The 24,467-nt window shown below is 67.3% G+C and carries 25 protein-coding genes; 15 read left to right on the top strand and 10 right to left on the bottom strand.

Annotated features, from left to right (window positions below):
* Positions 1 to 113 precede the first annotated feature (113 nt).
* Together ACSGC5_RS06085 and ACSGC5_RS06080 are read right to left on the bottom strand one after the other, a co-directional pair.
* On the bottom strand, positions 114 to 743 hold the full coding sequence (locus ACSGC5_RS06085) for a response regulator (protein ID WP_434969723.1): 630 nt from the start codon (positions 741 to 743) through the stop codon (positions 114 to 116).
* Positions 740 to 2,350 (bottom strand): GAF domain-containing sensor histidine kinase, encoded by a 1,611-nt coding sequence (locus tag ACSGC5_RS06080; RefSeq protein ID WP_434969722.1) that lies wholly within the window; start codon positions 2,348 to 2,350, stop codon positions 740 to 742. Before ACSGC5_RS06080 ends, ACSGC5_RS06085 begins: the two co-directional genes overlap by 4 nt.
* Positions 2,351 to 2,464: 114 nt before the next feature.
* Here ACSGC5_RS06080 and ACSGC5_RS06075 point away from each other — a divergent pair, with 114 nt between their 5' ends.
* The 3 genes from ACSGC5_RS06075 (at position 2,465) to ACSGC5_RS06065 (ending at position 5,672) form a co-directional block, all read left to right on the top strand.
* Positions 2,465 to 3,373, top strand: a complete 909-nt coding sequence (locus ACSGC5_RS06075; RefSeq protein WP_434969721.1) for a universal stress protein — start codon at positions 2,465 to 2,467, stop codon at positions 3,371 to 3,373.
* 29 nt (positions 3,374 to 3,402) lie between these two features.
* A complete protein-coding gene (locus ACSGC5_RS06070; RefSeq protein WP_434969720.1) occupies positions 3,403 to 4,074 on the top strand; it encodes a GAP family protein in 672 nt (223 codons plus the stop codon).
* Positions 4,075 to 4,151: 77 nt separating this feature from the next.
* Positions 4,152 to 5,672: an arylsulfotransferase family protein gene (locus tag ACSGC5_RS06065; protein WP_434969719.1), complete on the top strand. Its 1,521-nt coding sequence runs from the start codon at positions 4,152 to 4,154 to the stop codon at positions 5,670 to 5,672.
* A gap of 87 nt (positions 5,673 to 5,759) precedes the next feature.
* Here ACSGC5_RS06065 and adhE read toward each other — a convergent pair whose 3' ends face one another.
* Positions 5,760 to 8,459 (bottom strand): bifunctional acetaldehyde-CoA/alcohol dehydrogenase, encoded by a 2,700-nt coding sequence (gene adhE / locus ACSGC5_RS06060; protein WP_434969717.1) that lies wholly within the window; start codon positions 8,457 to 8,459, stop codon positions 5,760 to 5,762.
* A 143-nt stretch (positions 8,460 to 8,602) separates the two neighbouring features.
* Between adhE and ACSGC5_RS06055 the strand changes: the two genes are divergently transcribed.
* From ACSGC5_RS06055 to ACSGC5_RS06045, 3 genes are all read left to right on the top strand, one after another.
* Positions 8,603 to 9,022 (top strand): nuclear transport factor 2 family protein, encoded by a 420-nt coding sequence (locus tag ACSGC5_RS06055; protein ID WP_434969716.1) that lies wholly within the window; start codon positions 8,603 to 8,605, stop codon positions 9,020 to 9,022.
* 102 nt (positions 9,023 to 9,124) lie between these two features.
* Positions 9,125 to 10,114 carry a type IV toxin-antitoxin system AbiEi family antitoxin domain-containing protein gene (locus tag ACSGC5_RS06050; RefSeq protein WP_434969715.1) on the top strand — a complete coding sequence of 330 codons (990 nt, stop codon included), beginning with the start codon at positions 9,125 to 9,127 and terminating at the stop codon, positions 10,112 to 10,114.
* Complete coding sequence (locus ACSGC5_RS06045; protein ID WP_434969714.1) at positions 10,111 to 11,016, top strand: nucleotidyl transferase AbiEii/AbiGii toxin family protein; 906 nt, start codon at positions 10,111 to 10,113, stop codon at positions 11,014 to 11,016. The genes ACSGC5_RS06050 and ACSGC5_RS06045 overlap by 4 nt, the downstream gene beginning before the upstream one ends.
* Before the next feature lie 23 nt (positions 11,017 to 11,039).
* On the opposite strand, the gene ACSGC5_RS06040 is transcribed toward ACSGC5_RS06045, so the two are convergent.
* Entirely contained in the window at positions 11,040 to 11,612 is a 573-nt protein-coding gene (locus tag ACSGC5_RS06040; protein ID WP_434969713.1) for a YdeI/OmpD-associated family protein, read from the bottom strand.
* 75 nt (positions 11,613 to 11,687) lie between these two features.
* Here ACSGC5_RS06040 and ACSGC5_RS06035 point away from each other — a divergent pair, with 75 nt between their 5' ends.
* From ACSGC5_RS06035 to ACSGC5_RS06015, 5 genes are all read left to right on the top strand, one after another.
* Positions 11,688 to 12,269 carry a dihydrofolate reductase family protein gene (locus tag ACSGC5_RS06035; protein WP_434969712.1) on the top strand — a complete coding sequence of 194 codons (582 nt, stop codon included), beginning with the start codon at positions 11,688 to 11,690 and terminating at the stop codon, positions 12,267 to 12,269.
* A 303-nt stretch (positions 12,270 to 12,572) separates the two neighbouring features.
* Complete coding sequence (locus ACSGC5_RS06030) at positions 12,573 to 12,824, top strand: type II toxin-antitoxin system Phd/YefM family antitoxin (RefSeq protein ID WP_434969711.1); 252 nt, start codon at positions 12,573 to 12,575, stop codon at positions 12,822 to 12,824.
* Complete coding sequence (locus ACSGC5_RS06025) at positions 12,821 to 13,081, top strand: Txe/YoeB family addiction module toxin (protein ID WP_434969710.1); 261 nt, start codon at positions 12,821 to 12,823, stop codon at positions 13,079 to 13,081. The genes ACSGC5_RS06030 and ACSGC5_RS06025 overlap by 4 nt, the downstream gene beginning before the upstream one ends.
* 89 nt (positions 13,082 to 13,170) lie before the next feature.
* Complete coding sequence (locus tag ACSGC5_RS06020; RefSeq protein WP_434969709.1) at positions 13,171 to 13,629, top strand: MarR family winged helix-turn-helix transcriptional regulator; 459 nt, start codon at positions 13,171 to 13,173, stop codon at positions 13,627 to 13,629.
* 24 nt (positions 13,630 to 13,653) lie between these two features.
* On the top strand, positions 13,654 to 14,139 hold the full coding sequence (locus tag ACSGC5_RS06015; RefSeq protein ID WP_434969708.1) for a glutathione peroxidase: 486 nt from the start codon (positions 13,654 to 13,656) through the stop codon (positions 14,137 to 14,139).
* Positions 14,140 to 14,181: 42 nt separating this feature from the next.
* Here ACSGC5_RS06015 and ACSGC5_RS06010 read toward each other — a convergent pair whose 3' ends face one another.
* The 5 genes from ACSGC5_RS06010 to ACSGC5_RS05990 are packed head-to-tail and all read right to left on the bottom strand — an operon-like array spanning position 14,182 to position 19,168.
* Positions 14,182 to 15,126 (bottom strand): siderophore-interacting protein, encoded by a 945-nt coding sequence (locus tag ACSGC5_RS06010; protein ID WP_434969707.1) that lies wholly within the window; start codon positions 15,124 to 15,126, stop codon positions 14,182 to 14,184.
* Complete coding sequence (locus tag ACSGC5_RS06005) at positions 15,113 to 16,054, bottom strand: ABC transporter ATP-binding protein (RefSeq protein WP_434969706.1); 942 nt, start codon at positions 16,052 to 16,054, stop codon at positions 15,113 to 15,115. The genes ACSGC5_RS06010 and ACSGC5_RS06005 overlap by 14 nt, the downstream gene beginning before the upstream one ends.
* Positions 16,051 to 17,100 carry a FecCD family ABC transporter permease gene (locus ACSGC5_RS06000; protein ID WP_434969705.1) on the bottom strand — a complete coding sequence of 350 codons (1,050 nt, stop codon included), beginning with the start codon at positions 17,098 to 17,100 and terminating at the stop codon, positions 16,051 to 16,053. Before ACSGC5_RS06000 ends, ACSGC5_RS06005 begins: the two co-directional genes overlap by 4 nt.
* Entirely contained in the window at positions 17,097 to 18,143 is a 1,047-nt protein-coding gene (locus tag ACSGC5_RS05995) for a FecCD family ABC transporter permease (protein ID WP_434969703.1), read from the bottom strand. The genes ACSGC5_RS06000 and ACSGC5_RS05995 overlap by 4 nt, the downstream gene beginning before the upstream one ends.
* On the bottom strand, positions 18,140 to 19,168 hold the full coding sequence (locus ACSGC5_RS05990) for an iron-siderophore ABC transporter substrate-binding protein (protein WP_434969702.1): 1,029 nt from the start codon (positions 19,166 to 19,168) through the stop codon (positions 18,140 to 18,142). Before ACSGC5_RS05990 ends, ACSGC5_RS05995 begins: the two co-directional genes overlap by 4 nt.
* 186 nt (positions 19,169 to 19,354) lie before the next feature.
* Between ACSGC5_RS05990 and ACSGC5_RS05985 the strand changes: the two genes are divergently transcribed.
* Positions 19,355 to 20,404 carry an SDR family NAD(P)-dependent oxidoreductase gene (locus ACSGC5_RS05985; protein WP_434969701.1) on the top strand — a complete coding sequence of 350 codons (1,050 nt, stop codon included), beginning with the start codon at positions 19,355 to 19,357 and terminating at the stop codon, positions 20,402 to 20,404.
* Here the strand turns inward: ACSGC5_RS05985 and ACSGC5_RS05980 are convergent, their stop codons facing one another.
* Entirely contained in the window at positions 20,405 to 20,965 is a 561-nt protein-coding gene (locus tag ACSGC5_RS05980) for a TetR family transcriptional regulator (RefSeq protein WP_434969700.1), read from the bottom strand.
* Between the two features lie 169 nt (positions 20,966 to 21,134).
* Here ACSGC5_RS05980 and ACSGC5_RS05975 point away from each other — a divergent pair, with 169 nt between their 5' ends.
* The 3 genes from ACSGC5_RS05975 to ACSGC5_RS05965 all read left to right on the top strand — a co-directional run bounded on the left by ACSGC5_RS05975 (position 21,135) and on the right by ACSGC5_RS05965 (position 24,462).
* On the top strand, positions 21,135 to 21,605 hold the full coding sequence (locus ACSGC5_RS05975; protein WP_434969699.1) for an Lrp/AsnC family transcriptional regulator: 471 nt from the start codon (positions 21,135 to 21,137) through the stop codon (positions 21,603 to 21,605).
* A gap of 22 nt (positions 21,606 to 21,627) precedes the next feature.
* Positions 21,628 to 23,016, top strand: coding sequence for an aspartate aminotransferase family protein (locus ACSGC5_RS05970; RefSeq protein WP_434969698.1), 1,389 nt, complete (start codon positions 21,628 to 21,630; stop codon positions 23,014 to 23,016).
* 204 nt (positions 23,017 to 23,220) lie between these two features.
* Entirely contained in the window at positions 23,221 to 24,462 is a 1,242-nt protein-coding gene (locus ACSGC5_RS05965; protein ID WP_434969697.1) for an ABC transporter substrate-binding protein, read from the top strand.
* Positions 24,463 to 24,467: the final 5 nt, after the last annotated feature.

Here is a 24,467-nt window from a genome sequence, read left to right as displayed (position 1 = left end):
ATCACCCGAACCTGGTGCAGAGGGCCCGCCGTCGATCTGCGAGCCTCCCCCACGCATGCCGTCGCGGCGCCCGACTCGTCACCGGGCGCCGCGACGGCCTCACTGTGCCCGCGTCACTGTGTACGAAGTGACGTGGCGTAGACGGCAGCCTGGGTGCGCCGTTCCATGCCGAGCTTGCGCAGCAGCCCGGTCACATAGTTCTTGACCGTCTTCTCCATGAGGTCCAGGCGTTCGCCGATCTGCCGGTTGGTCAATCCTTCGGCGATCAGTTCGAGCACCTGGCGTTCGCGATCGGTGAGGTCCACACCGGGCGTGCTCGTGCGGGTCTCGCGCGCCTGCTCGCGCACGCGCGTGGCCGCTGCCGACGACAGCAGGTTCTTGCCCGAGGCGACGGCGCGGATGCCCTCGAGCAGACCGTTGGCCTTGATGTCCTTGAGGACGTACCCGGACGCTCCCGCCAGCACCGCCGAGTAGGCGGCTTCGTCGTCGTCGTATGCCGTGAGGATGAGGCAGGTGACGCTCGGATGCTTCGAGCGGATGTCGCGGCACACGTCGATGCCGCTGCCATCGGGAAGCCGCATGTCGAGAACCGCGACATCCGGCATCGTCGCGGCGATCCGGCCGAGCGCCTGCCGGGCCGTGGATGCTTCGCCGATGACTTCCATGTCGCGCTCGCCGTCGATGAGATCGACGACACCGCGGCGGACGATCTCGTGGTCATCGAGCACGAAAACTCGGATCATGTCGTCTCTCCCTGCGCCAAGGGCACCGCCCACCGTAAGCGGGTGCCGCCGCCGTCACGGCCGGTGAGCACGAATTCGCCGTTCCACCGCGCGGCGCGATGCTCAAGGTTACCGACACCGCTGCGTCTGGTCGGCGCCTCCGGCACGCCGACGCCGTCGTCGAGGATCTCGACGATCAGCATCTCGTCGGTGATGCCGACGCTGACAGATGCCTCTCGCGCCTGCGCGTGACGGGCGACGTTGCTGACTCCCTCGCGGACGACGGCCACGACGTCGTCCGCGACGTCGGCGGGGGTGCGCAGATCCAGCGGCCCCTGGAACACCAGGCGGGGCGCCTCAGCGAACGACGGCGACAATTCGCTGATCGCATCCACGATGCGGTGCCGCACGGACCCCGCCGCGACGTGCCGCTCGCGCAGCGCGAAGATCACGGTGCGGATCTCTGCGATAGCGGCATCCAGCGCGTCGACCTGTGCCGCCAACTCGCCTTTGGCCGACGGGTCGGCGATTCGCCCCGCGACCGCCTGGATCGACAGCCCCGCACCGAACAGGCGCTGGATGACGTGATCGTGAAGGTCGCGGGCGATGCGGCCGCGCTCGTCCATGAGCGCCAGCGCCTGACGGTCCGAGCGCCCGCGCGCCAGCTCGAGCGCGATCGTGGCTTGGGCGGCGAGGTCGGCAGCGAGATCGACATCCTTCTCGGTGAAACGCGCCGCGCCGACCGGGCGACCCACCGCGAGCACCATCGGGGCGCCGGCGGCACCGAGCATCGGCACGACGGCTGTCGGCCCCCACGCCATGAGCTCGTCGCCGAGTTCGACAGTGTCGCCGCTGACTTGCAGCGGTTGCCAGCTGTCGAACACGCGGCCCGCGAGGCTGCCCGCCATCGGAAGCACGGCACCGGTGAGATCGTCGGCATGCTGTCCTCGGGCCACGTCGACGCACATCATCGTCTCGCTGATCGAGGAGATCACCAGGACGGTTGCGGCATCCGTGAGCTGGAGGATCTTGTCGGCGAGCAGTTGCAGCGGCCGGCCGGTCTCGTCCGAGAACATGGCGGCGCTCATTTCCGCCGCCGCAGCCGCCCACCGCTCACGCCGCACGGAGTCCTCGTACAGACGCGCGTTGTCGATCGCGATACCGGCGGTTGCCGCGAGGGCCTCGAGGAGCTCGGTGTCTTCCTCGGTGAACGCCCCATCGGGGTGCTCGGTGAGGTACAGGTTGCCGAAGACTTCGCCTCGCACGCGGATCGGGACGCCGACGAAGCTGTCCATTCGGGGATGGTTGCGGGGGAATCCGACTGATCGCGGATCCCGACCGATGTGCTCCAGCCGAATGGGGTGGGGATCGTGGATGAGGGCGCCCAGGACGCCCCGGCCACGCGGTGGCGGCCCGATCGCGTCGGCCGCCTCGGTGCTCAGCCCCACGTGGATGAACTCTTCGAGCATGCCGTCGGGCCCGATGACTCCGAGCGCGCCGTAGCGCGCCCCCACCAGTTCGACCGCAGACTCCACGATCCGTCGGAGCACCGCAGACAGTTCCAGCTGACTGACCACGGCGGCGTTCGCTGCCAACAGGCTGCGAAGTCTCGCCTCGATATCGGCCACCGGCCCCACCGTCCCTGTCCGTTGGCTCTCTCGCCTGGATTCTAGCGCGGGACCTTCGGCCCTGTGGCGACCGCCGGGCGGCACCGAAGCTGGGATGACAGGAGGTGCAGGCGGATGCGGAATTCAATCCACGACCCGCAGGTGGACTCGTCGGAGGCCGCTGCGAGGAGCGACCGGGCGCACGACGTGCTCTGGCGGGTGTCTCCGTACGACCGACTCGTCGTCGGTGTCGACGGTTCAGGTCCCAGTGCTGGAGCGCTCTCCTGGGCGATCTCCTACGCTGTCGATCACGGGAGTGAGCTGCTGCTCGTTCACGTCATCGACGACACCTGGGGTGTTGCCGGGGACGATTACATGGCAGACGCCCAGCGGCGCGGCATCCATGTCTTGGATGCCTCTCGTCGACGGGCCGTTCAGGCCGGAGCTCCCCACGTCCAGACCGAGCTCGTGCACGGGCGGGCGCCGAGCGTGCTGTCGGGCGCCGCTCGCCCGCACGATCTGCTCATCGTCGGCTCCCACCGGACCGGGTTCTTGCGCGGACGCGCGTTCGGCGCGGCATCCGTCTACGTCGTCGCTGCCGCGCGTTCGGCCGTGGTCGTGGTGCCCAACCTGCCGCTCGAAGGGCGGCACGGCGTCGTCGTCGGGGTCACCGGGTCGCCGTCGTCGGATGCGGCGCTCATGCAGGGCGCACGCGAGGCGGCGCGTGCCGACCAGCAGCTGGTCCTCATCCACGCACGTCCCCCGGTTCCCCACGAGGAATCGTCGAGCAACGGCGAGTATCGCGCGTCGGCCGCGAGGGATGTCGTCGCCCGCGCCAGCGCGCGCGCTCTCATCGACATTCCCCACCTGGATCTCAGTTCGCGAGTGGTCGCCGACAACGTCGCCCCGGCGCTGCTGACGGCATCCGTGGATGCAGCGATGCTCGTCATCGGCCGCGGTCACACCGAGGCGCCGCCGAACATCTCGAGCGTCGTCCACGACGTGCTCATGAACCTCAACGCGCCCGTCCTGATCGTTCCCTGACAGCGCGCGCTCGGCTCTAGAGTCGAAGCGTGGTCTCGGTTCTCTGGTACGTCGTGCCCTTGGGCATGGCCGCCGCATTGAGCCTGTTCCCGATCCTCGCAGTCGTGCTGCTGCTGCTCTCACCGAGGCCGATCCCGGCCAGCGTCGGATACCTGGCCGGGTGGTCGTCGGGCGTCCTCGTGCTGGTCACGCTCTTCTCGTTCGCCGCTCGCCTGATCCCGCCGTCGACACGGGAGCAGATGCCGCCGTGGGCTCATGTCGTCGAGCTGGCCCTGGGCGTGGGGCTGGTGGTCGCGGGGATCTGGCGGGCGATTGCCGACCGTCGGCGACCGGTTCCGACGGATCCGCCGTCGTGGACCAAGGCGATGGATCACGTCGGGCCGCGCCGGGCGTTCGTGTTCGGACTCGCGATGAACGCTCGGCCCAAGAACCTCACGATCGCGCTGGCCGCGGGCCTGGCGATCGGGTCGGCCTCCCTCGACATCGTCGGCAGCAGCCTCGCGGTGCTGGTCTTCACGGCCGCCGCCGCCTCCACGGTCGCCGCGCTCGTGCTCGCGTATGTGTTCGGGAGCCGGTCGGTGCGGCCCCGCTTGGAGCGCTTGAGCGACTGGCTGGTCGCGAACTCCTCCCTGGTGCTCAACCTGTCGGTCGCGCTCGTCGGGGCAGTACTCGTCACGATCGGAACCGTCAACCTGCTCTGAGGTGCGGGGCGCGGCTGCTGCGTGAGAGTCCTCTCAGCGACGGGCGTCTGCGCGGGATCCCGTGGGACACTCCCGGGATGACGCGTCACACAACCCTCACCGGTGCCGGGCTCGCGGTCGCGGTGACGCTCGCGCTCGCCGGATGCGCCGGGGAGAGGGCTTCTGGCGGCGACGATGACGCCGATGTCACGCCGGCTGACGCATGGTCGTTCGTGAGCCGGCCAGACCTCACTCCCCCGATCGTGACGGTGAGCACTGCCGACGATGCGGCCAGTCTCGTGCGGGACGACATGTACGCCTTCCTCGGCCCGAAGGACCTCGACCGCGGGTCGGCGATGCAGGGGGCGATGATCGTGGATGCCGAGGGCAACCCGGTGTGGATCGCCAACACCGGCGAGAACTCGGCGTTCGACCTTCGTGTACAGCAGCACCAGGGCGAGCCGGTCCTGACGTACTGGGTGGGTCGCTCGGGCTTTCACGGGCGCGGCGAGATCGTCATCCTGGATGACACCTATTCGGAGATCGGGCGCGTGACGACCGCGGACCCCCTCGGGCCGGGGAATGCGGACATGCACGAGACGACGATCACTCCGCAGGGCACGATGCTGCTGCTGGCCTATGTGACCGCACCCGCCGATCTCACGGCGGTCGGGGGTCCGCGCGACGGCTACGTCCTCGAGGGTCACGTGCAGGAGGTCGACATCGCCACAGGTGAGGTCGTGTTCGACTGGGCGTCGCTGGACGAGGTGCCGGTGACGGAGTCGGTGCACGAGCTCCCCGAAGGGGGCGGCACCCGCACGGAGCCGTACGACTACATCCACCTGAACGGGGTCTCGCTCGACGGAGACGGACTGCTGGTGTCGGCCCGGAACACGGGCACCGTGTATCGCCTCGATCGAGCGACCGCGACCGTCGACTGGCGGCTGGGTGGGCGAGACAGCGACTTCACGATGGATGCCGACACCCAGTTCGCGTGGCAGCATGACGCTCAGCGCCGGGCCGATGGCACGATCACCCTCTTCGACAATCAGTCGGAAGCGGATGCCGACAGGTCACGAGGTCTGCGGCTCGCCCTCGACGAGGAGGCGATGACGGCGTCGGCGGTCGCGGAGTATCTGCCGCCGGATGATCGGCTCTCGGCGACCCAGGGCAACCTTCAGGAGCTTCCGAACGGAAACATCGTGATCGGATGGGGCTCGCAGCCCTTCTATTCCGAGTTCGATCGCGACGGCGACCTCGTCTACGACGCGACCTTCACGGCCGGAACCAGCTACCGGGTCTACGCCTCGCCGTGGACGGCGACGCCCGCCACTGCGCCCGACGCGCAGCTGATCGAGAATGGCTCGACGGCCAGTGTGTTCGCGTCCTGGAACGGCGCGACCGACGTGTCGTCATGGCAGCTGGTCAGCGGAGCGGACGAGGCGTCCGCGGTCGAGATCGCACGCGTGCCGCGCGAGGGATTCGAGACCGAGATTCCGATCCCCGACACCGGCTCACTGGGCGCGTACGTGGGCGTTCGAGCGATGGATGCCGATGGCGATGTGATCGGCGGGGGCAGCGCACGGATCGCGGCGCCCGAACCGACACCGGGCGGATAACGCTCCCCTCGTGGCCGAATAGCGGGGGGCACGCACGCCGAATCCCCGCCGGGAAACGCGACCCGGCGGGGATTCGGTGATCTCGTACTACGCGCGGCGCCCGGCGACCGGGGCTGCGGGGGCCTCTGCCGTGGTTTCTCCCGCAACCGCGACCTCGCCGCGGTGGGCACGGACCTCGTCGAACGAGGTCCCGTAGTACGCCGCCTCCATGAGGGTCTTCATGTCGGCGAGCATCGGCATCCGGGGGTTGGCCGGTGCGCACTGGTCTTCGTAGGCTGCCATCGCGAGCTCGTCGAGCCGGCCGATGAAGGCCGCCTCCGAGACGCCTTGCGCCTGGAAGGAGCGCTCGATACCGACCGCGTCACGCAGCTTCTCGACCGCGCGAGCGTAGGACTCCACGCCCTCCTCGGGCGTCGATGCCTTGAGCCCGAGGTGCTGCGCGATCTGCTGGAACCGCTCGGGAGCGACGTAGCGCTCGTACTTCGGCCAGCTCGTCAGCTTGGACGGGACCCGGCCGTTGTAGCGGATGACGTGCGGCAGGTAGATGGCGTTGGTGCGTCCGTGGATCAGGTGGAACTTCGATCCGGTGACGTGGGCCATCGCGTGCACGATCCCGAGGAACGCGTTGCCGAAGGCCATGCCGGCGATGGATGCCGCGTTGTGCATCTTTTCGCGGGCCTGGATGTCGGCGGGGTCCGTGCTGCCGGGGCGGGCCTTGGCGCTGCGTTCGATGTTCTCGAAGATGAGCTTGATCGCGTGCAGCGACAGGCCGTCGGTGTAGTCGTTCGCGTAGACCGACACGTACGCCTCGGTGGCGTGCGTGAGGGCGTCGAATCCGGCATCCGCCACGACCTTCGCCGGCAGTGCTGCGGTGAGCACCGGGTCGATGATCGCGACCGACGGGGTGAGCGCGTAGTCGGCGAGCGGGTACTTCATGCCCGTCTCGTCATCGGTGATCACCGCGAACGGCGTCATCTCCGAACCCGTGCCCGAGGTCGTCGGGATGCAGACGAGCTTGGCCTTCTTGCCGAGGTCGGGGAACTTGAACGCGCGCTTGCGGACATCGAAGAACTTCTCGCGCATGTCGGAGAACTGCACGTCGGGGTTCTCGTAGAGCAGCCACATGACCTTGGCGGCATCCATCGGAGATCCCCCACCGAGCGCGATGATCGTGTCAGGGTTGAACGCGCGCATCTCGGCGGCACCGGCCTGCACCGTGGAGAGCTTCGGCTCGGGCAGCACCTGGTCGATGATCTGCAGGTGCACGCGTCCGGGACGACGGTTCAGGACGTCGATGACCTTGTCGACGAAGCCGAGGTTGGTCATCGTGGCATCCGTGACGATCGTGACCCGCTCGACGCCCTTCATGTCGATGAGGTAGCGGATGGCGTTGGGCTCGAAGTAGGTCTTGGCCGGAACCTTGAACCACTGCAGGTTGTTGTTGCGCCGGCCGACGCGCTTGACGTTCACGAGGTTCACCGCCGAGACGTTGTTGGAGACGGAGTTGCGTCCGTAGGAACCGCAGCCGAGGGTCAGCGACGGCATGAACGCGTTGTAAATGTCGCCGATGCCACCGAGGGCAGAAGGCGCGTTCTCGATGATGCGCACCGCGCGGACGCGCTTGGCGAACTCGTCGATGACGCTCTGGTCGTTGCTGTGGATCGCACCGGAGTGGCCGAGGCCGTCGAAGTTGACCATCTGCTCGGACAGCGAGATGCCCTCTTCGGCGTTCTTGGCGCGCAGCACCGCGAGCACGGGTGCCAGCTTCTCGCGCGTGAGGGGCTCCTGGGGTCCGACGACGGCGCACTCGGCGAGGATCACCGAGGTGTCTTCGGGGACCGTGAAGCCGGCCTGCTCGGCGATCCACACCGGGGACTGGCCGACGACTTTGGCGTTGAGCTTGGCCTCGCCGCAGTTCTTGGCGTTGGCGTGGACACCGAAGATGAACTCTTCGAGCTTGCGCTTTTCGTCGGCGTTGACCATGTAGGCGTGCAGGCGGGTGAACTCGGCCAGCGCCTCGGCGGCGATCGGCTCGTCGAGGATGACGGCCTGCTCGGACGCGCACACCATGCCGTTGTCGAACGCCTTGGACAGCACGACGTCGTTGACGGCGCGGCCGACCTTGGCGGACCGCTCGATGAAGGCGGGCACGTTTCCGGCGCCCACACCCAGGGCGGGCTTGCCGCAGGAGTACGCGGCGCGCACCATGGCGTTGCCGCCGGTGGCGAGGATAAGCGCGACGCCGGGGTGGTTCATCAGTTCGCCGGATGCCTCGAGCGAGGGCTCCGCGATCCACTGGATGCAGTTCTTGGGCGCGCCGGCCGCGACCGCGGCATCCCGAACGATCGTCGCTGCGGCCACCGAGCACTTCTGCGCTGACGGGTGGAACGCGAAGACGATCGGGTTGCGGGTCTTCAGCGCAATGAGGGACTTGAAGATCGCGGTCGAGGTCGGGTTGGTCACCGGCGTGATGCCCGCGACGACGCCGACGGGGTCGGCGATCTCGGTGATGCCCGTGATCTCGTCGTGGCTGATGACGCCGACGGTGCGCTGCTTGATGATCGAGTGCGTCACGTGCTCGCACGCGAACATGTTCTTGACGGCCTTGTCTTCGAAGAGGCCGCGACCGGTCTCTTCGACGGCCATGACGGCCAGTTCGCCGTGGTGGTGGAGAGCTGCCACCGATGCCTTGCGCACGATGTGGTCGATCTGCTCCTGCGTGAACGACGCGTACTCGGCCAGAGCATCTTGTGCTCGTGCGACGAGTGCATCGATGGTGGTGGACATCGGATCCTCCTACCTGGCATGGACCCGGTGTCCACGCCTTCGTCCTGACACCATCGTGGCATTGTGGTCAGACCACATATAGGGACCATGGTCCCCGCGGCGTGAGTGGTCCCGTCGACTTCGGCGCTCGCTAGTGTCGAGCCATGGCTGTGCACGACGACGGGATACGGGCGGATGTCGACCACCTGGTGAATGAGTACCTCGCGAGCCTTGAGGCTGCGGATGCCGATCGCGTGATCGCGCTTTTCACGCCCGATGGGATCGTCGAGTCTCCCCTCTATGGCACGATGCCCGCCGCGGAGTTCTATCCCGTCCTGTTCGCCGACACCGCCAGCTCACGGCTGACGCTGCGGACCACCATGACCGGATCGACCGAGGGGCGCACGATCGTGAGCTTCTGGTTCGATTTCGACTGGATCCTCTCCACGGGAAAACCCGCGCCCTTCACGGTCGTCGACGTCGCCGAACTCAACGAAGCCGGCCTCGTCGAGAGACTGCACATCGTCTATGACACCCATCCGATCAGGGATGCCTTCAACGCCGCCCGCGTCGGCGGGGACTGATCCGGAGCAACGGGTGAAGAGCCAGCGCTGAGTTTGATCGTCGTCTCGAACGACACAGAATCAGAGCTTGGAAACTAACCATATGGACGTTAGAATCCAAGCATGCGATCACGCGAAGCGCTCAGGGTTCTGGCGGAGGTGTCAGAGTCCCAGTGGGGCATGATCACCTCGGCTCAGGCCAATGCGCGCGGCGTGAGCCACATGAACCTCACGCGCCTCGCTGAGTCCGGAGACCTCGTGCGGCTGTCGCACGGGGTCTACAAGGATGCCGGTGCACCCGGGGGCGACCACGACGAACTGCGCGCGGCGTGGCTAGCTTCCGAACCCGCGCGCCTTGCCTGGGATCGACTTCAAGACAAGCCGCCCGCGGTCGTGATCGCGGGTGAATCGGCGGCCACGCTGCACGGCATCGGAAACTTCCGGGCCACACGCAGCGAGTTCACAACCCCATCTCGAAAGCAGACCCAGCGTCCCGATGTTCGCTACCGAACTCGGATGCTGACACCCGACGAGTCCACCGTTCGGGAGGGTCTGCCGGTCATGACCGTAGAGCGCACCATCGCTGATCTCGTCGAGCAGCGCGCGCAGCTCGACCACATTGGGGATGCTCTCCGGGATGCCGCGCGCACGTCCCGACTCGACACCGATCGACTCACCGAGATGCTCGCCCCCCTCGCTGAGCGAAATGGACACGCGAAGGGAGACGGCGCTGCCCTGCTTGAGGAACTGCTCGAAGTCGCGCACATCGACCTCGGCAGCCTCTCGAAACAGATTATGCGGATGCCGGATCTGGCGGCGCTCGTCGCTCGCGACTATCTGGCCACGATCGACACGTCAGCACTCTTCGAAGGCCCTGAATTTCGAGCGATGCTCGAAACCGTGAACCAGCAACACGCTGAACTCGCCGAGAAGCTCACCAAGATCGTGATGCCGTCGCTACCCGTGCTTGACATTCCTGCTGAGTCGATAGCGGCAGCTGCGGCCGCGGTCGACTCGCGGCTAAGTGAAGTGATCAGCTCAGTGAACTGGGCAGCGCTAGCCCAACGAGCGAAGCAGATCGAGGCCTCTCCCGCCGACACGGAGCAAAGGTGACTGAGGAGCGGTACGCCTCCGCTGCAAGCGTAGAGTCGGCGATCCGCGAAGCCGCACGAAGGACCGCAGCGGGCGACCCGTCAACGACGATCGGCGATCTGATCGCGCAGGAGTACTTCCGCCGCTTCCTCAGCCGAATCTTCTCTGAGGCAGGTGAGTCAGGATGGGTGCTCAAGGGCGGCACCGGCCTCCTCGCGCGGGTGGGGTCCGCTCGCGCAACGAAAGACATTGACCTGTTTCGCGCCGACCACTCGCTCGACGGCGCCCTCGCCGATCTCCGACGGCTGGCAGCCATCGACCTTGGCGACTTCTTCCGCTTCGAGTACAGAGAACACGGCGACGCGGTCGGTGGCCAGCAGCCGTATGCCGAGGGCTATCACGTCAGCTTTGACGTCTACGTAGGCGCAAACAAGCGCGGCAGCCTGAGCGTTGATCTCGTCATCAACATCGTCATCACTGACGAACCGACTGTGACGTCGCCCGCCAACGGACTCGACATCCCGAAGCTGCCGAGCCACGACTACCGCCTGTATCCGATCGTCGATCAGATCGCCGATAAGGTCTGCGCGACGCTAGCGCACTACGGAGGCAGACCGTCAAGCCGCGAGTGGGATCTCGTCGACCTTGTCGTACTGACGACAACCGAGGATGTGAGCGCAGACAAGCTCCGGCGAGCCCTCGTCGCAGAGGCTCGAGCACGTGGGCTCACACTGCCTGAGCGCTTCACCGTGCCGGCAGCGTGGGGACGACGGTACGCGCGGGATGCTGGACCCATACCGGCATGCGCCGACTACCGCACCGTGGAACGCGCGGTCGCCCTCATCGGTTCCTTCCTTGACCCGGTGCTGCGAGGTGAGGTCACCGGAAGAACATGGTCACACGACGCGCGCGCATGGATCTGAGCGCAGGGGCCCACTCGTCGCACTCAGTGGAGCGTCTCCCCTTGTTCGAGCATCCGGACGTACTCGGCGACGCGGGCGGCACGTGACTCTGGCCGCTTGAGGTTGCCCACGCGAAACGACATCGCGAAGCGGTTCTGGGCGGACTGGGCGGCGAACGCGGCGGCGATCTTCGGGTCGGCATCCAGCGCCGCCTGCAACTCGGGAGGGATATCGCCATCGCTCTGACGGTAGGCGGCATCCCACCGACCGTCGGCCTTCGCGCGGTCGATCTCGCGCTGGCCCGCGGGCCGCATCCGTCCTTCGTCGATCAGGCGGGTGACGTGCGCGATGTTGATCTTTGACCAGAGGCTGCGGGGCCGGCGCGGGGTGAACGCCTGCAGGAAGTAGTCGGCATCCAGTGATTGCTTCTGTCCGTCGATCCAGCCGAAGCACAGCGCGACATCCAGCGCGTCGGCGTAGGTGATGCCGGGCTTGCGCGTGGCCGTCTTGCGCAGGCGCAGTCGCACGCCGTCGGGGCTGGGATCGGCATCCAGCCACTGCTCCCATTCCTCGACGGAGTCGACGTGCAGCACGGGCTTGTCGTTGTGGGCGACCATCCTCGAAAACTACCCCCTCGCACCGACACCACCCGGCGTGGTGGACTGTGCAGACCGCCGCGACGAGGAGGATGCATGCCCGCCCGCTTCGTGTATTGGATGAACGTCTCGCTCGACCTGTTCATCGAGCACGCGCACGACGAGCAGGGCGGCGGCGACTGGATGAGCATCGGCGACGAGCTGCACGAGGAGTTCAACGTGCGCGCCGAGGCACTCACGATGATGGTGCAGGGCCGCAAAGTCTTCGAGACGATGGAGAACTTCTGGCCCGCGGCGCGCGAGAACACCAAGTTCCCGCAGGTGTACCGGGACTACGGCCACATCTGGACCGACAAGCCGAAGATCTTGGTCTCGCACTCACGCACCGAGGCGCCGTACAACACGACGGTGTTCGGCGGGGATGACGCCATCGAGCGGCTGGGCGAGCTACGCGCCAGTTCGAGCGGTGACATCGGCGTGGGCGGAGCCGATGTCGCGACGCAACTTCTTGCGGCCGGATTGCTCGATGAGGTGCTGCTGTTCACACATCCGGTCATCCTCGGTTCGGGACGCCCGCTGTTCGATGAGGTGAGCGCGCCGGTGGGGCTGGAGCTGCTCGAGCAGGCGACCTACGCCGGTGGCGTGACGATGCACCGATATGCCATTCGGGATGCCTGAAGACAGCAATCGGGCACGTCTGGCCAATGTATGCCCTGGCGAGTTGGGTGGGCCTCTCGGCCCTGGGTAGGCCCGACGACGGGTGCCGCCGGGGCTTATGGGCCCGATAGGCGGTTTCCCGGACGCTGACCTCGAACGGGAACTGCGGAAGGGTGGGAGGGGCGCTAGACGCAAGCCCGCCGAGTAGGGATGAGCGGCGGGATCACCTTGCGCAAGTCGCGACCGACTGCGCGATGAACGGCCCTCGACTGAACGCCAGAGTGGTACCGTTTTACGTACTACTCATCCGAAAGGGTCGCAGCCATGTCCGCCATCACCGCGAGCGAAGCGCGAAAAAGCCTGTTCGGGCTGATTCAGCAGGTCAACGAGGACCACACGACCGTTGAGGTCGTCTCTCGCCGCGGCAACGCCGTGATCATGTCCAAGGATGACTTCGACGCACTGACCGAGACTGCCTACCTCCTGCGTAACCCTGCGAACGCGGAGCGACTGCTGGACGCCGTGGAGCGTGCACGTCGCGGAGAGTTTGAGCAGCACGACCTCCTCGAGGCGTGACGCGATCGCTTGCCTTCGACCCGAACGGGTGGGAGGACTACGTCTACTGGCAGACACAGGACCGCAGGACGCTGAAGCGGATCAACCTGCTGATCGCGGATGTCGTTCGTGATCCGTTCGAGGGCATCGGAAAGCCCGAACCGCTTCGTCACGTTCTTTCAGGCGCCTGGTCTCGTCGTATCGACGACAAGAACCGGCTCGTCTATTACGTGACCGATGACCACATCGTCATACTGCAGGCGCGAGATCACTACTGATTCACGGGGGCACCCAGAGGGGCCGGAAAGTCTCGGAATCGGAAGCTCACTACCTTGCATCCCAATAACTTGCATGCAAAGCTTCTCGCGTGACCCAGCCCACCGTGACCCTCGAGGATTCCGTGTGCTTCGCGGTGTACTCCGCCGCGCAGGCCACCGTGCAGCTCTACCGCGATCTGCTCGCGCCGTGGGGCGTGACGTATCAGCAGCTGCTGGTGCTCGGCATCCTGTGGCGTGACGAATCGACCAGCCCGGGGCGCATCGCCGCCGAACTCCACCTCGACGCCAGCACGATCACCGGACTCGTCAACCGCCTCGAATCCGCAGGGCTCGTCGAACGCTTCCGCCCGGCCGGCGACCGGCGCACCGTGATGGTGACGGCGACCGAGGCATCCGCGGATCTGCAAGCGTCCCTGCACCGCGTCGCGGGGTGCGTGGCCGACGCGATGAAGATGGAACCGGATGCTGCGCACAGCCTCATCAGTTCGCTTCACGATCTACGCGACAACCTCACCAGCGCAGACCGCCCCGAGCTTCGATCCGCCTGACCGCTCCCCCGAAAGGACCCCACCATGGACCTCTCCGACATCCCCGTCACGACCCTGCGCGGCGAAAAGACCACGTTCGGCGCGCTCACCGGCGGCAAGGCGGCGCTCGTCGTCAATGTCGCCTCGCGCTGCGGCCTCGCCCCGCAGTACGAGCAGCTCGAGGAGCTGCAGCGCACCTACGGCGAGCGCGGGTTCACGGTGATTGGCTTCCCGAGCAACCAGTTCCTGCAGGAGCTCGGCTCGGAAGAGAAGATCGCCGAGTACTGCTCCGCCACCTGGGGCGTGACGTTCCCGATGACCGAGAAGGTCAAGCTCAACGGCAAGAACGCGCACCCGATCTACCAGCAGCTGACGACCGTCCCGGGCGCCGACGGCAAGGCGGGCAAGATCAGCTGGAACTTCGAGAAGTTCGTCATCAGCCCCGACGGCCGCGTGTGGCGCTTCAGCCCGCGCACCCTGCCCGATGCGCCCGAGGTCATCGAGGCGATCGAAGCGGCACTCCCCGCCTGACTCCCCCGCGACTCAGGCCCCCGCGACTCAGGCCCCCGCGACTCAGCCGCGCATGGCGACGCCGCGGCGCCAGTAGCCCATGAACGCGACCTGCGAGCGATGGATGCCGAGATCCTTCACCAAATGGCGGCGCAGCGTCGTGACGACCGAGCTCTCCCCCGCGATCCAGAAATAGCGGTCGATCGCCTCGACGGGAGCGTCCAGGTCCTCACCTGACCCCGAGTAGACCGGCGTCTCCCAGAGCAGCTCCTCGGTCCCGTCATCCATCACGGTCACCGTGGCCGTCGCACCCAGGTATCCGAGAACGTCGGGAATCAGCCGCGAACCGTTCGGAGCGCCCTCCCGAGCGACCCACCGAACCTCGACACCGGCCGGCGCATCGATCGCGAGCACGTCGTCGGCGTACGGAACCTCGATGACCGCGCATCCGACGGCATCCCGATCGATGTCCTCGAGGATGCGGGCGATCGCCGGCGCTGCAGTCTCGTCTCCGGCGAGCAGGATCTCGCGCGCGCTCCCCGGCGCGTACTCGATCCCGCCCCCGGCCGGGCGGCCCCGGCGGGGACCGACGATCAGCAGCTCATCCCCGACGGATGCCTGACTGGCCCACGACGACGCGGGACCGGTAAATCCCGGTTCGAGGTGAAGCACGAAGTCGATGACGACCGAGGTGCCGCCCTCCTCGACGCGCAGCTCCCGGATCGAGTAGGTGCGCATCGACCCGCGCTCCTCTTCGGGCACGGCGAGGAACACCGACCACCAGTCGCCGTCCGGATGGGTCAGATCGGGCAGGCGCCCGGAGCTCGGCGGGAAGATGAGCTTGATGCGCTGGTCGAGGATCCGATCCGGGTCGCCGAACTCGTCGAGATCCGACCCGGTGAAGGTGACGCGCACGAAGCTCGGCGAGACCCGGTCGATCGCGCTCACGGCGGCACGCGCCACCACGAACGGTGGGGCGTCGAGGACGATGGTTTCAGCGACGGACATGATGCCTCCCGATGGGCATGACGACGGGTGAACCCGAGACCGGATCGGGGATGACACGACTGTCCATCCCGAACACGTCTCGGACGAGGGCCTCGGTGACGACGACATCGGGCGCTCCCGAGGCATGGACCTGGCCGTCCTTCATGGCGACGAGCTCGTCGGCGTAGCGCGCGGCCAGATTGAGGTCGTGGAGCACCATGACGATCGTCGTGCCGCGGCTGCGGTTGAGGTCGGTCAGCAGGTCCAGCACCTCGATCTGGTGCGCAACGTCCAGGTAAGTCGTCGGCTCATCGAGCAGCAGGATGTCGGTCTCTTGCGCCAACGCCATGGCGATCCAGACGCGCTGACGCTGCCCACCCGACAGTTCGTCGACGCAGCGGTCGGCAAGATCCGCGATGTCGGTCGCCTCCAGGGACTCCGCGACGACCTGGTAGTCACGCGGACTCCACCGGGCAAGCATCCGCTGGTGAGGATGCCGCCCACGGCCGACGAGGTCGGCGACCGCGATACCTTCCGGCGCGACGGAGTTCTGCGGGAGCAGACCGATCTCGCGCGCGATCTGCTTCGTGGGGGTGCGATGGATCTCGCGTCCGTCGAGCACGACGCGGCCAGCCCGGGGCGGAAGCAGCCGGGCACACGCGCGTAGCAGCGTCGACTTGCCGCATCCGTTGGCTCCGACGATCGTCGTGATCGCCCCCGCACGGATCTGCAGATCCAGCTCTGAGACGACAAGGCGGTCACCGTACGCAAGCGAGAGACCCTCGGCGGCCAGGCGATGCGTGGCGGCCGTGCCCGCGGCCTCGATGGCGGGCGCGGGAGCGGCGTCGCGGGAGGCATCCGGTGCGGGCTCGGCGGCGACATTCATCGGCGGGACCTCGCGAGAGACGTCCGGTTCTCGGACGGGAGCGGTGACGGGCAGCGGGTTCACAGAGATCCTCCCGACCGGTGCGTGCGCACCAACAGATAGACGAGGTAGGGGGCGCCCAGGATGCCGGTGATCACGCCCACCGGGTAGCGCGACGCGAAGGCGAACTGACCGACGAGGTCGGCCACGAGCACGAGCAGCGCACCGACGAGCCCCGCAGGAAGCAGGAGGGACGAGCCGGGTCCGAGCAGCCGCGCGGCGATGGGCCCTGCCATGAAGGCGACGAACGCGATCGGCCCGGTCGCCGCAGTGGCGAACGCGAGGAGGATGACCGCACCGATGATGAGCAGCATGCGCGTGGGCGCGACCCGCACCCCGAGGGCTGCGGCTGAGTCGTCGCCGAGTCGGAGCACATCGAGGTCGGCGCTGCGAGCGAGCATGACCGGGACCACGAGCAGCATCACGATCGCCAGCGGCACGAGACGTTCCCAGGAAGCGTTGTTGAGGCTTCCCGCGAGCCACTGCATCGCCGCCTGCAGATCCCACTCGGCCGCTCCCGAGAGCTGGTAGGCGATGAGACTGTCGATCATCGCCGCGATGCCGATACCGATCAGGATGAGCCGTGCCCCCGCGAACCCTCGGCGGTCGGCGAGCAGGTAGATCGCCGTGGCCGTGACGAGGGCCCCCACGAGTGCGACGACCGAGACGGCCAGATCGCTCAGCGAGAAGACGATGATGCCCGTGACCGCCGCGAAGCTCGCGCCGGCGCTGATGCCGATGACATCCGGCGAGGCAAGCGGGTTGCGCAGCATCGTCTGGAACGTGACACCCGCCATCCCGAAGGCGAAGCCGGCGAAGAGCGCAAGCATGGCCCGCGGCAGACGCAGTTCCCCGACGGTGAAGGATGCCCCGGGCACCGTGTCGCCGAGGATGACGCGCAGCACTTCCTGCGGCGAGTAGAAGGTGTGCCCGACCATCGTGCTCACGGCGATCACGGTCAGCACGAGCAGCGCGAGGATGCCGGTGGTCGTGCTCCATCGCCGCCGGCGGGAGCGGCGACCGAGGGCGATGGCCGACACGGTCGGGGTGGGTGTCGCGGTGGCGGTCACAGCTCGCGCACCTTCTGGCGTCGGACGATCCAGATGAACAGGGGGGCGCCGATGAGCGCCGTGATGATGCCGACCTCGATCTCTTCGGGCTTGGCGACCAGCCGACCGATGATGTCGGCGGCAAGCAGAAGAGCTGCCCCACCGATCGCCGACAGCGGGAGCAGCCAGCGGTGGTCGGAACCGATGAGCATGCGCACGCCGTGCGGGACGACGAGTCCGACGAACCCGATCGGACCGGCGATCGCGGTGGCCGCACCGCACAGGATGACGGCCCCTGCCGAGGATACGAGCCGCGTGCGGGTGACGTGTTCGCCCAGCCCCGCCGCCAGGTCGTCGCCGAGGGCGAGGGAGTCCATGCCCCGCGCGGTCGCGAACACGATGACCGCACCGACCAGCAGCACGGGCGCGACGACCGCGACGCGATCCCACTCGGCGCCGCCGACGCCACCGATCTGCCAGAAGCGGAACGTCGACATGACGTCGATGCGAGGGAGCAGGATCGCGCTCACCAGCGACGCGAGCGCAGCGGAGGTCGCAGCCCCCGCGAGCGCGAGCTTGAGCGGTGTCGCTCCCCCGCGCCCGAGAGACCCGACCGCGTAGACGAACACCGCCGCGGCGGCTGCTCCGACGATCGCCAGCCCCATCTGCCCGTACGGGTCCATGATCCCGAAGAAGGCGAGGCCGGCGACGACCGCGAGTGCGGCACCGCTCAGGACTCCCAGGATGCCGGGGTCGGCGAGCGGATTACGCGTGACGGCCTGCATGCTCGCACCCGCCAGGGCGAGGGCGGCACCGACCAGGATCGCCAGCGCCGTGCGCGGCATCCGTTTGACCACCGCTGCCGATTCGATCGTCGACACGTCGCCCGTGAGCCCCGCGACCACGTCGCCGGCGCTGACATCTGCCACCCCGAACGCAACGGATGCGACCGCGAGCGCGGCGAGCACGCCGATCCCCGTGATGACCCACACGACACGCACCGATACCGACCGTCGCAGCGAGGCGACGGCCGGTACCGGTGCGGGCGCGTGGAGGGTGGTCACTGCTGTCCAGCGACTCCCGAGGCCAGCAGCTCGAAGTAATCGTCGATGCCCCAGCCGATCGACAGCGGCGACGGGTTGGCCGAGGCCGCCAGCGGCGTGCTGTTCTCGAGAACCACGATCGAGCCGTTCGCGATCGCGGGGATCTGCGACAGCAGCGGATCGGACTGCAGCTGGTCGATGATCGCGCCGTCGGCCTCGCCGTAGGTCACGAAGACATCGACGTCGGCGAAGCGGTCGGCATCCTCCGCGCTCACCGTCGTGTAGAACGCATCGGTCGCGGCCGACTCCTCGGCGACGATCTCGGGGACGGGGAATCCGATGCTCTCGAGGAAGCCGGGACGGGTGTCGTGGCTCGTGTAGAAGCCGATCTGGCTGAAGTCGGCCGGATCGATGTAGCTGAACAGCACGCGTGCGCCATCGAGCTCGGGGTTGTTCGAGACGGCGGTCTCGACCTTGGCGTGCAGGTCGTCGATGAGCTCGTCGCCCTCGGCCGACAGACCCAGCGCGGCGGAGTTCACGCGGATCATGTCCTCGTAGGAGGTGCCCCAGGCGACCTCGGGGTAGGCGACGACCGGCGCAATCTTCGACAGCGTGTCGTAGTCCTCCTGCGTGAGACCCGAGTAGGAAGCGAGGATGACATCGGGCTGCGTGTCAGCGATCGCCTCGAAGTCCAGACCATCGGTCTCGTCGAACAGGACGGGCGTCTGGGCACCGAGCTCCTCGAGTCGGTCCTCGACCCAGGGCAGGACGCCATCGCCGTCGTCGTCACCCCACGTGGCCTTGCTCATGCCCACGGGCACGACACCCAGCGCCAGCGGCACCTCGTGGTTGGCCCAGGCGACGGTTGCCACCCGCTCGGGCTGCTGCTCGATCACGGTCTCGCCGTAGGCGTGCTCGATCGTGACGGGGAAGCCACCGTCGGACTCGGCTTGGATCGTGTCGGCATCCGTCGACGACGAGCAGGCGGCAAGGGAACCGGTCAGGGCCGCGGCGATGCCGACGGCGATGAGACGGGAGGCGCGCACGGGCGCTCCTTTCGTGGGGTGCTGTGGGAAGGACATCCAGGCTTGGTAAGCCTTGCCTAAGTTACACGCCGCAGCGGCCCTCGCTCAATCTGAAGGTCCCGGGAAAAACCCTGTCAACTTTGTTGACACGTTCTCTAGACTGGGATCGAGCGGTCCCGAACCGCCGCATAACTCAAGGAGGAGAACATGGGAAAGGACAAGGCGCTTACCGCCAAGTCGTCGATCGGCGCCTGGTTGAAGCATCCCGTCGGCGGGCCGATTCTGCGGGATCTGCTCGCCCAGGGCGGCCAGAACGAATCGGCACTGGCCCCCGTCAAACTCTTCTCCCTCGAACGCGTCGCCGCCATGAGCGGGGGGCGGATGCCGCAGGAGATGATCGACGACATGGTGCGCCGCGCCAATGACCCCGGCGCCCTCGCTGCCGCGCCCGACAGCGACGATGACGAGGATGAGGACGACATCGCCGCTCCCCCGATGGCCGCACCGTGGGTGGAGCGCATCACCCCCGGAAGGTTCGCGGGCAAGACGGTGATCGTGACCGGTGCCGGATCGGGCATCGGGCGAGCAGTCGCCGCCCGGGTCGCCGCCGAGGGCGGGACGGTCGTCGCGGTCGACATCGCCGAAGACCGCGTGGCCGCAGCCGTCGTAGAGATGCCGGGAGCGATCGCTGTCGCCGGCGACATCACCTCGGAAGACTCCGTGGCCGCAATCGTTGCGGCGGCGGGCGGTCGTGTCGACGGTCTTGCGAACGTCGCCGGGATCATGGACGACATGACGCCGCTGCACGAAGTCAGCGACGCCGTGTGGGCACGGGTCATGGCGGTGAACGTCGAGGGGACCTTCCGACTCACGCGCGCCGTGCTCCCCCTCATGATGGCGGCCGGCGGCTCGATCGTCAACGTGGCCTCCGAGGCCGGACTGCGTGGCTCAGCGGCCGGCCTTGCCTACACCACGTCTAAGCACGCCATCGTCGGACTCACCAAGAGCACGTCCTTCATGTACGCGGGCAAGAACATCCGCGTCAACGCGGTGGCACCGGGCCCGGTCGCGACCGGGATCGAGGCGACCTTTGCCTCCCAACTCGGCCAGGAGCGTGTGGGGCTCGCGATGACGATCCTTCCGCCCATCGCCGAGGCGGCGCAGCTCGCAGCATCCATCACGTGGTTGCTCAGCGACGACGCGACGAACGTGACGGGGGCGATCCTGCCCTCCGACGGCGGCTGGTCGGCGATCTGATCACCCGGTGATCGCTGCCTGCAGCAACGCGCCATAGCGTCGCACGAGGGTCTCGCGCGTCACGTGCGCGAGACCCTCGTCGCGCACAACCCACAGGCTGTAGAACAAGCCGCCAACGACAGCCGCCGCCATCCGCGCCCGCAGATCCGCATCCGCCGCATCGGCACCGTGGGCGGCGATTCGCGTGCGGAACGGTCGCACGAACCCGTCCTCGTGCGCCGCCCGGAGATGGGTCCAGATCCCGCCGGAGTCGCTGGCGCGCAGGAGCGCCAGGTAGATACCCCGAGCGTCTGCATCCGCGTCGAGGAGGAACGAGATGAACCTCTCGCCGAGCGTCTCGATGGGTCCATCGAAGGCCGCCGCCGCGACCCGAACCTCCATGGTCTCCATGAACAGCTGCTCTTTGGTGCCGTAATGACGGATGACCAGCGCGGGGTCGACGGCGGCCTCGCTCGCGATCTCACGGACCGAGGTGCGCGCGTAGCCGTTCTCGGCGAACAGCCGCTGCGCGGCATGCCAGATCGCCCGCTTCGACGCGGGTGCGTGCTCCGGCAAGCTCATCCCCCCATGGTCGCATGGGAGCCGAGCCAGAGCACTGTGAGTGAATCGAAAGCGGGAAACCGTCGTATTCCGGCTTCCAAGACGCAATCTGCAGCGGATTCCATCGATTCCTTGGACAATCTCGACGCTTTCAGTTGATTCCCGTGCGAGCGTCTGCAATGATCGAGACGTGGCAGATCGCGCTCCCCGGGTACCGCAACTCGATGACATCTCGCGCGCCATCGTCGAGCACCTGCAGGCTGATGGCCGACGATCCTACGCCGACATCGGGAAGGCCGTCGGGCTCTCCGAGACTGCCGTGCGCAACCGGGTGCAACGACTCGTCGATGCCGGCGTCATGCAGATCGTGGCCGTCACCGACCCGCTGCAACTCGGCTTCGCCCGGCAGGCGATGGTCGGCATCCGGACGACCGGGGATTCGACACGCATCGCGGCGGAGGTCGCGAAGCTCCCCGAGGTCACCTACGTCGTGCTCACCGCGGGCAGCTTCGACGTGCTGGCCGAAGTCGTGTGCGCGTCGGATGACGAACTCATCGACCTCCTCAATCGTCGCGTGCGCGCCATCGAGGGTGTCGTCGCCACGGAATCCTTCGTCTACCTCCGCCTCGTGAAGCAGCTCTACGACTGGGGAACCCAATGACCGGGCCCCGAAAGGACATGCAATGAACTCCCCCGCAGACCTTCAGCGGATGGCCCAGGATCACCTGTGGCTCCACTTCTCCCGCCAGTCCGTAATGGACTCGTCCGGGGTGCCCATCATCGTGCGCGGCGAGGGACACCACATCTGGGACGACCGCGGCAAGCGCTACTTCGACGGGCTGTCCGGACTGTTCGTCGTCAACGCGGGGCACGGACGCACGCGCCTCGCGCAGGCTGCCGCGAAGCAGGCCGAAGAGCTCGCGTTCTTCCCGCTGTGGTCCTACGCGCACCCCGCCGCCATCGAGTTGGCGGATCGACTTGCGGACGAGGCACCGGGTGACCTGAACCGGGTCTTCTTCACGACCGGCGGCGGCGAGGCTGTCGAAACGGCCTTCAAGCTCGCCAAGCAGTTCTGGAAGCTTCAGGGCAAGCCCATGAAGCACAAGGTCATCTCGCGCTCCATCGCGTACCACGGCACCCCGCAGGGAGCCCTCGCGATCACCGGCATCCCGGTGATGAAGGCTCCCTTCGAGCCCCTCGTGCCCGGCGCGTTCCGGGTGCCCAACACCAACGCGTACCGCGCCGAAGAGGCCGGGTTCGTGTGGGACGGCACCGGCGACCGTCTGGAGGCGTTCGGCCGATGGGCAGCAGACCGCATCGAAGAGATGATCCTGTTCGAAGGCCCGGAGACGGTCGCGGCGGTCTTCCTCGAGCCGGTGCAGAACTCGGGCGGATGCTTCCCCCCTCCCCCGGGATACTTCCAGCGCGTCCGTGAGATCTGCGACCGCCACGATGTGCTCCTGGTCTCGGATGAGGTGATCTGCGCGTACGGACGCATCGGTCACACCTTCGCGTGCAACGCCTACGACTACGTGCCCGACATCATCACCTCGGCGAAGGGTCTGACCAGCGGCTACTCGCCGCTGGGCGCCACGGTCGTCTCGGACCGGATCTACGAGCCGTTCCGCCACGGACACACCTCATTCCTCCACGGGTATACGTTCGGTGGGCATCCGGTCTCTGCCGCGGTGGCCCTCGAGAACCTCGCGATCTTCGACGAGGAAGGACTCAACGAACGCGTCCGCGAGAACTCCCCGCTGTTCCGCGCTGCCCTCGAGAAGCTGCTGGATCTGCCCATCGTCGGAGACGTGCGCGGCGACGGATACTTCTTCGGTATCGAGCTCGTGAAAGACAAGGCCACCCGCGAGACCTTCAACGACGACGAGTCCGAACGACTCCTGCGCGGGTTCCTCTCGGGCGCCCTGTACGACGCGGGGCTGTACTGCCGCGCCGACGACCGCGGCGACCCCGTCATCCAGCTCGCGCCGCCGCTGACGATCGGTCCGTCCGAGTTCGACGAGCTCGAGCAGATCCTGCGCGACGTTCTCACGCGCGCCGCGACCCTGCTATAGCGGATTCACCTGCTGCGGATTTCGGCGACGCCGGAATCCGCAGCAGTCGTGCGTGAAACCGTCGCCCGCGTTTCCTCAAACGACAGATTCCTGTATCAAGTTTGTTTCGGACCGCGGATGACGCTTGCCGCCTCCCGTGCGGTCATGGCACGATCACTGACAATCCGTGCACAGCACGCATTCAGCTGATTGAGGAGACCGACCATGCCCGACCGTCAACTCCCCTCCGATCCCATGATCCGAGCGCTCATCTCGCAGGCACGAGCAGCGCAGATCTCACGGCGCGGCGTGCTCGCGGGGGCCGGCGCCCTCTCCCTCATGGGGTTCCTCGCCGCGTGCACCGGCCGCGTGGGGGGTTCCGGGTCCACGAGCGGATCAGCGCTGACCGCTCCCGAAGACCTGTCCTCGAGCGTGAAGACCCTGACGTGGGCCAACTGGTCGTTCTACCTCGACGAAGACGACGAGGGCAACCACCCCACACTGCAGGCCTTCGAGGAGCAGACCGGCCTGACGGTCAACTACGACGTCGCGATCGACGACAACAACACCTACTTCGCGAAGGTGCGCGACCAGCTCGCCCTCGGTCAGGGAATCGGGGCAGACACGGTCTGCCTCACGGACTGGATGGCGAACATCTGGATCGCATCCGGGTACACGCAGGCGTTCGATAAGGCGAACATGCCCAACGTCTACGCGAACCTCAACCCGAGCCTGATGAACCCGAGCTTCGACCCGGGCCGGGCGAACTCCGTGCCCTGGCAGTCGGGCTTCGCGGGTATCGCGTGGAACACGGAGAAGCTCCCCCAGGGGCTGGCCTCCGTCGAGGATCTGTGGAACCCCGACCTGAAGGGCCGCGTCGGCGTCCTCAGCGAGATGCGCGACACGATCGGACTCATCATGCTCAGCCAGGGCGTGGACATCTCGTCCGACTCCTGGGGCGACACCGAATTCCAGAATGCGATCGACGTCTTCGCCAAGCAGGTCTCGGACGGTCAGATCCGCAACATCAAGGGCAACTCGTACGCCGACGACCTCATCAACGAGGACACGCTGGCGGCGATCGTCTGGTCGGGCGACATCACCGCGATCAACGCCGAGGTCGGCTACGACAAGTTCGGCTTCGCCCTCCCCGACTCGGGCGGGACGCTGTGGAGCGACAACTTCATGATTCCGATCGGCTCGCAGCAGAAGGCCAACGTCGAGTCGCTCATCGACTACTACTACCAGCCCGAGGTGGCTGCCGAAGTCGCCGCGTGGGTCAACTACATCACCCCCGTGGTCGGCGCTCAGGAAGCAATGGCCGAGATCGACCCCGAGATGGTCGAGAACCAGCTGATCTTCCCCGACGAGGAGACACTCGCCAACGCGTACATCTTCCGCGCGCTCAGCAACCAGGAGCAGGAGAAGTACAACGCCGAGTTCGAAGCCGTCGGACTCGGCGCCTGATCCGG

Source organism: Microbacterium sp. bgisy207 (assembly GCF_965345035.1).
Lineage (GTDB): Bacteria > Actinomycetota > Actinomycetes > Actinomycetales > Microbacteriaceae > Microbacterium.
This window is presented reverse-complemented; position numbering and strand designations above follow the sequence as displayed.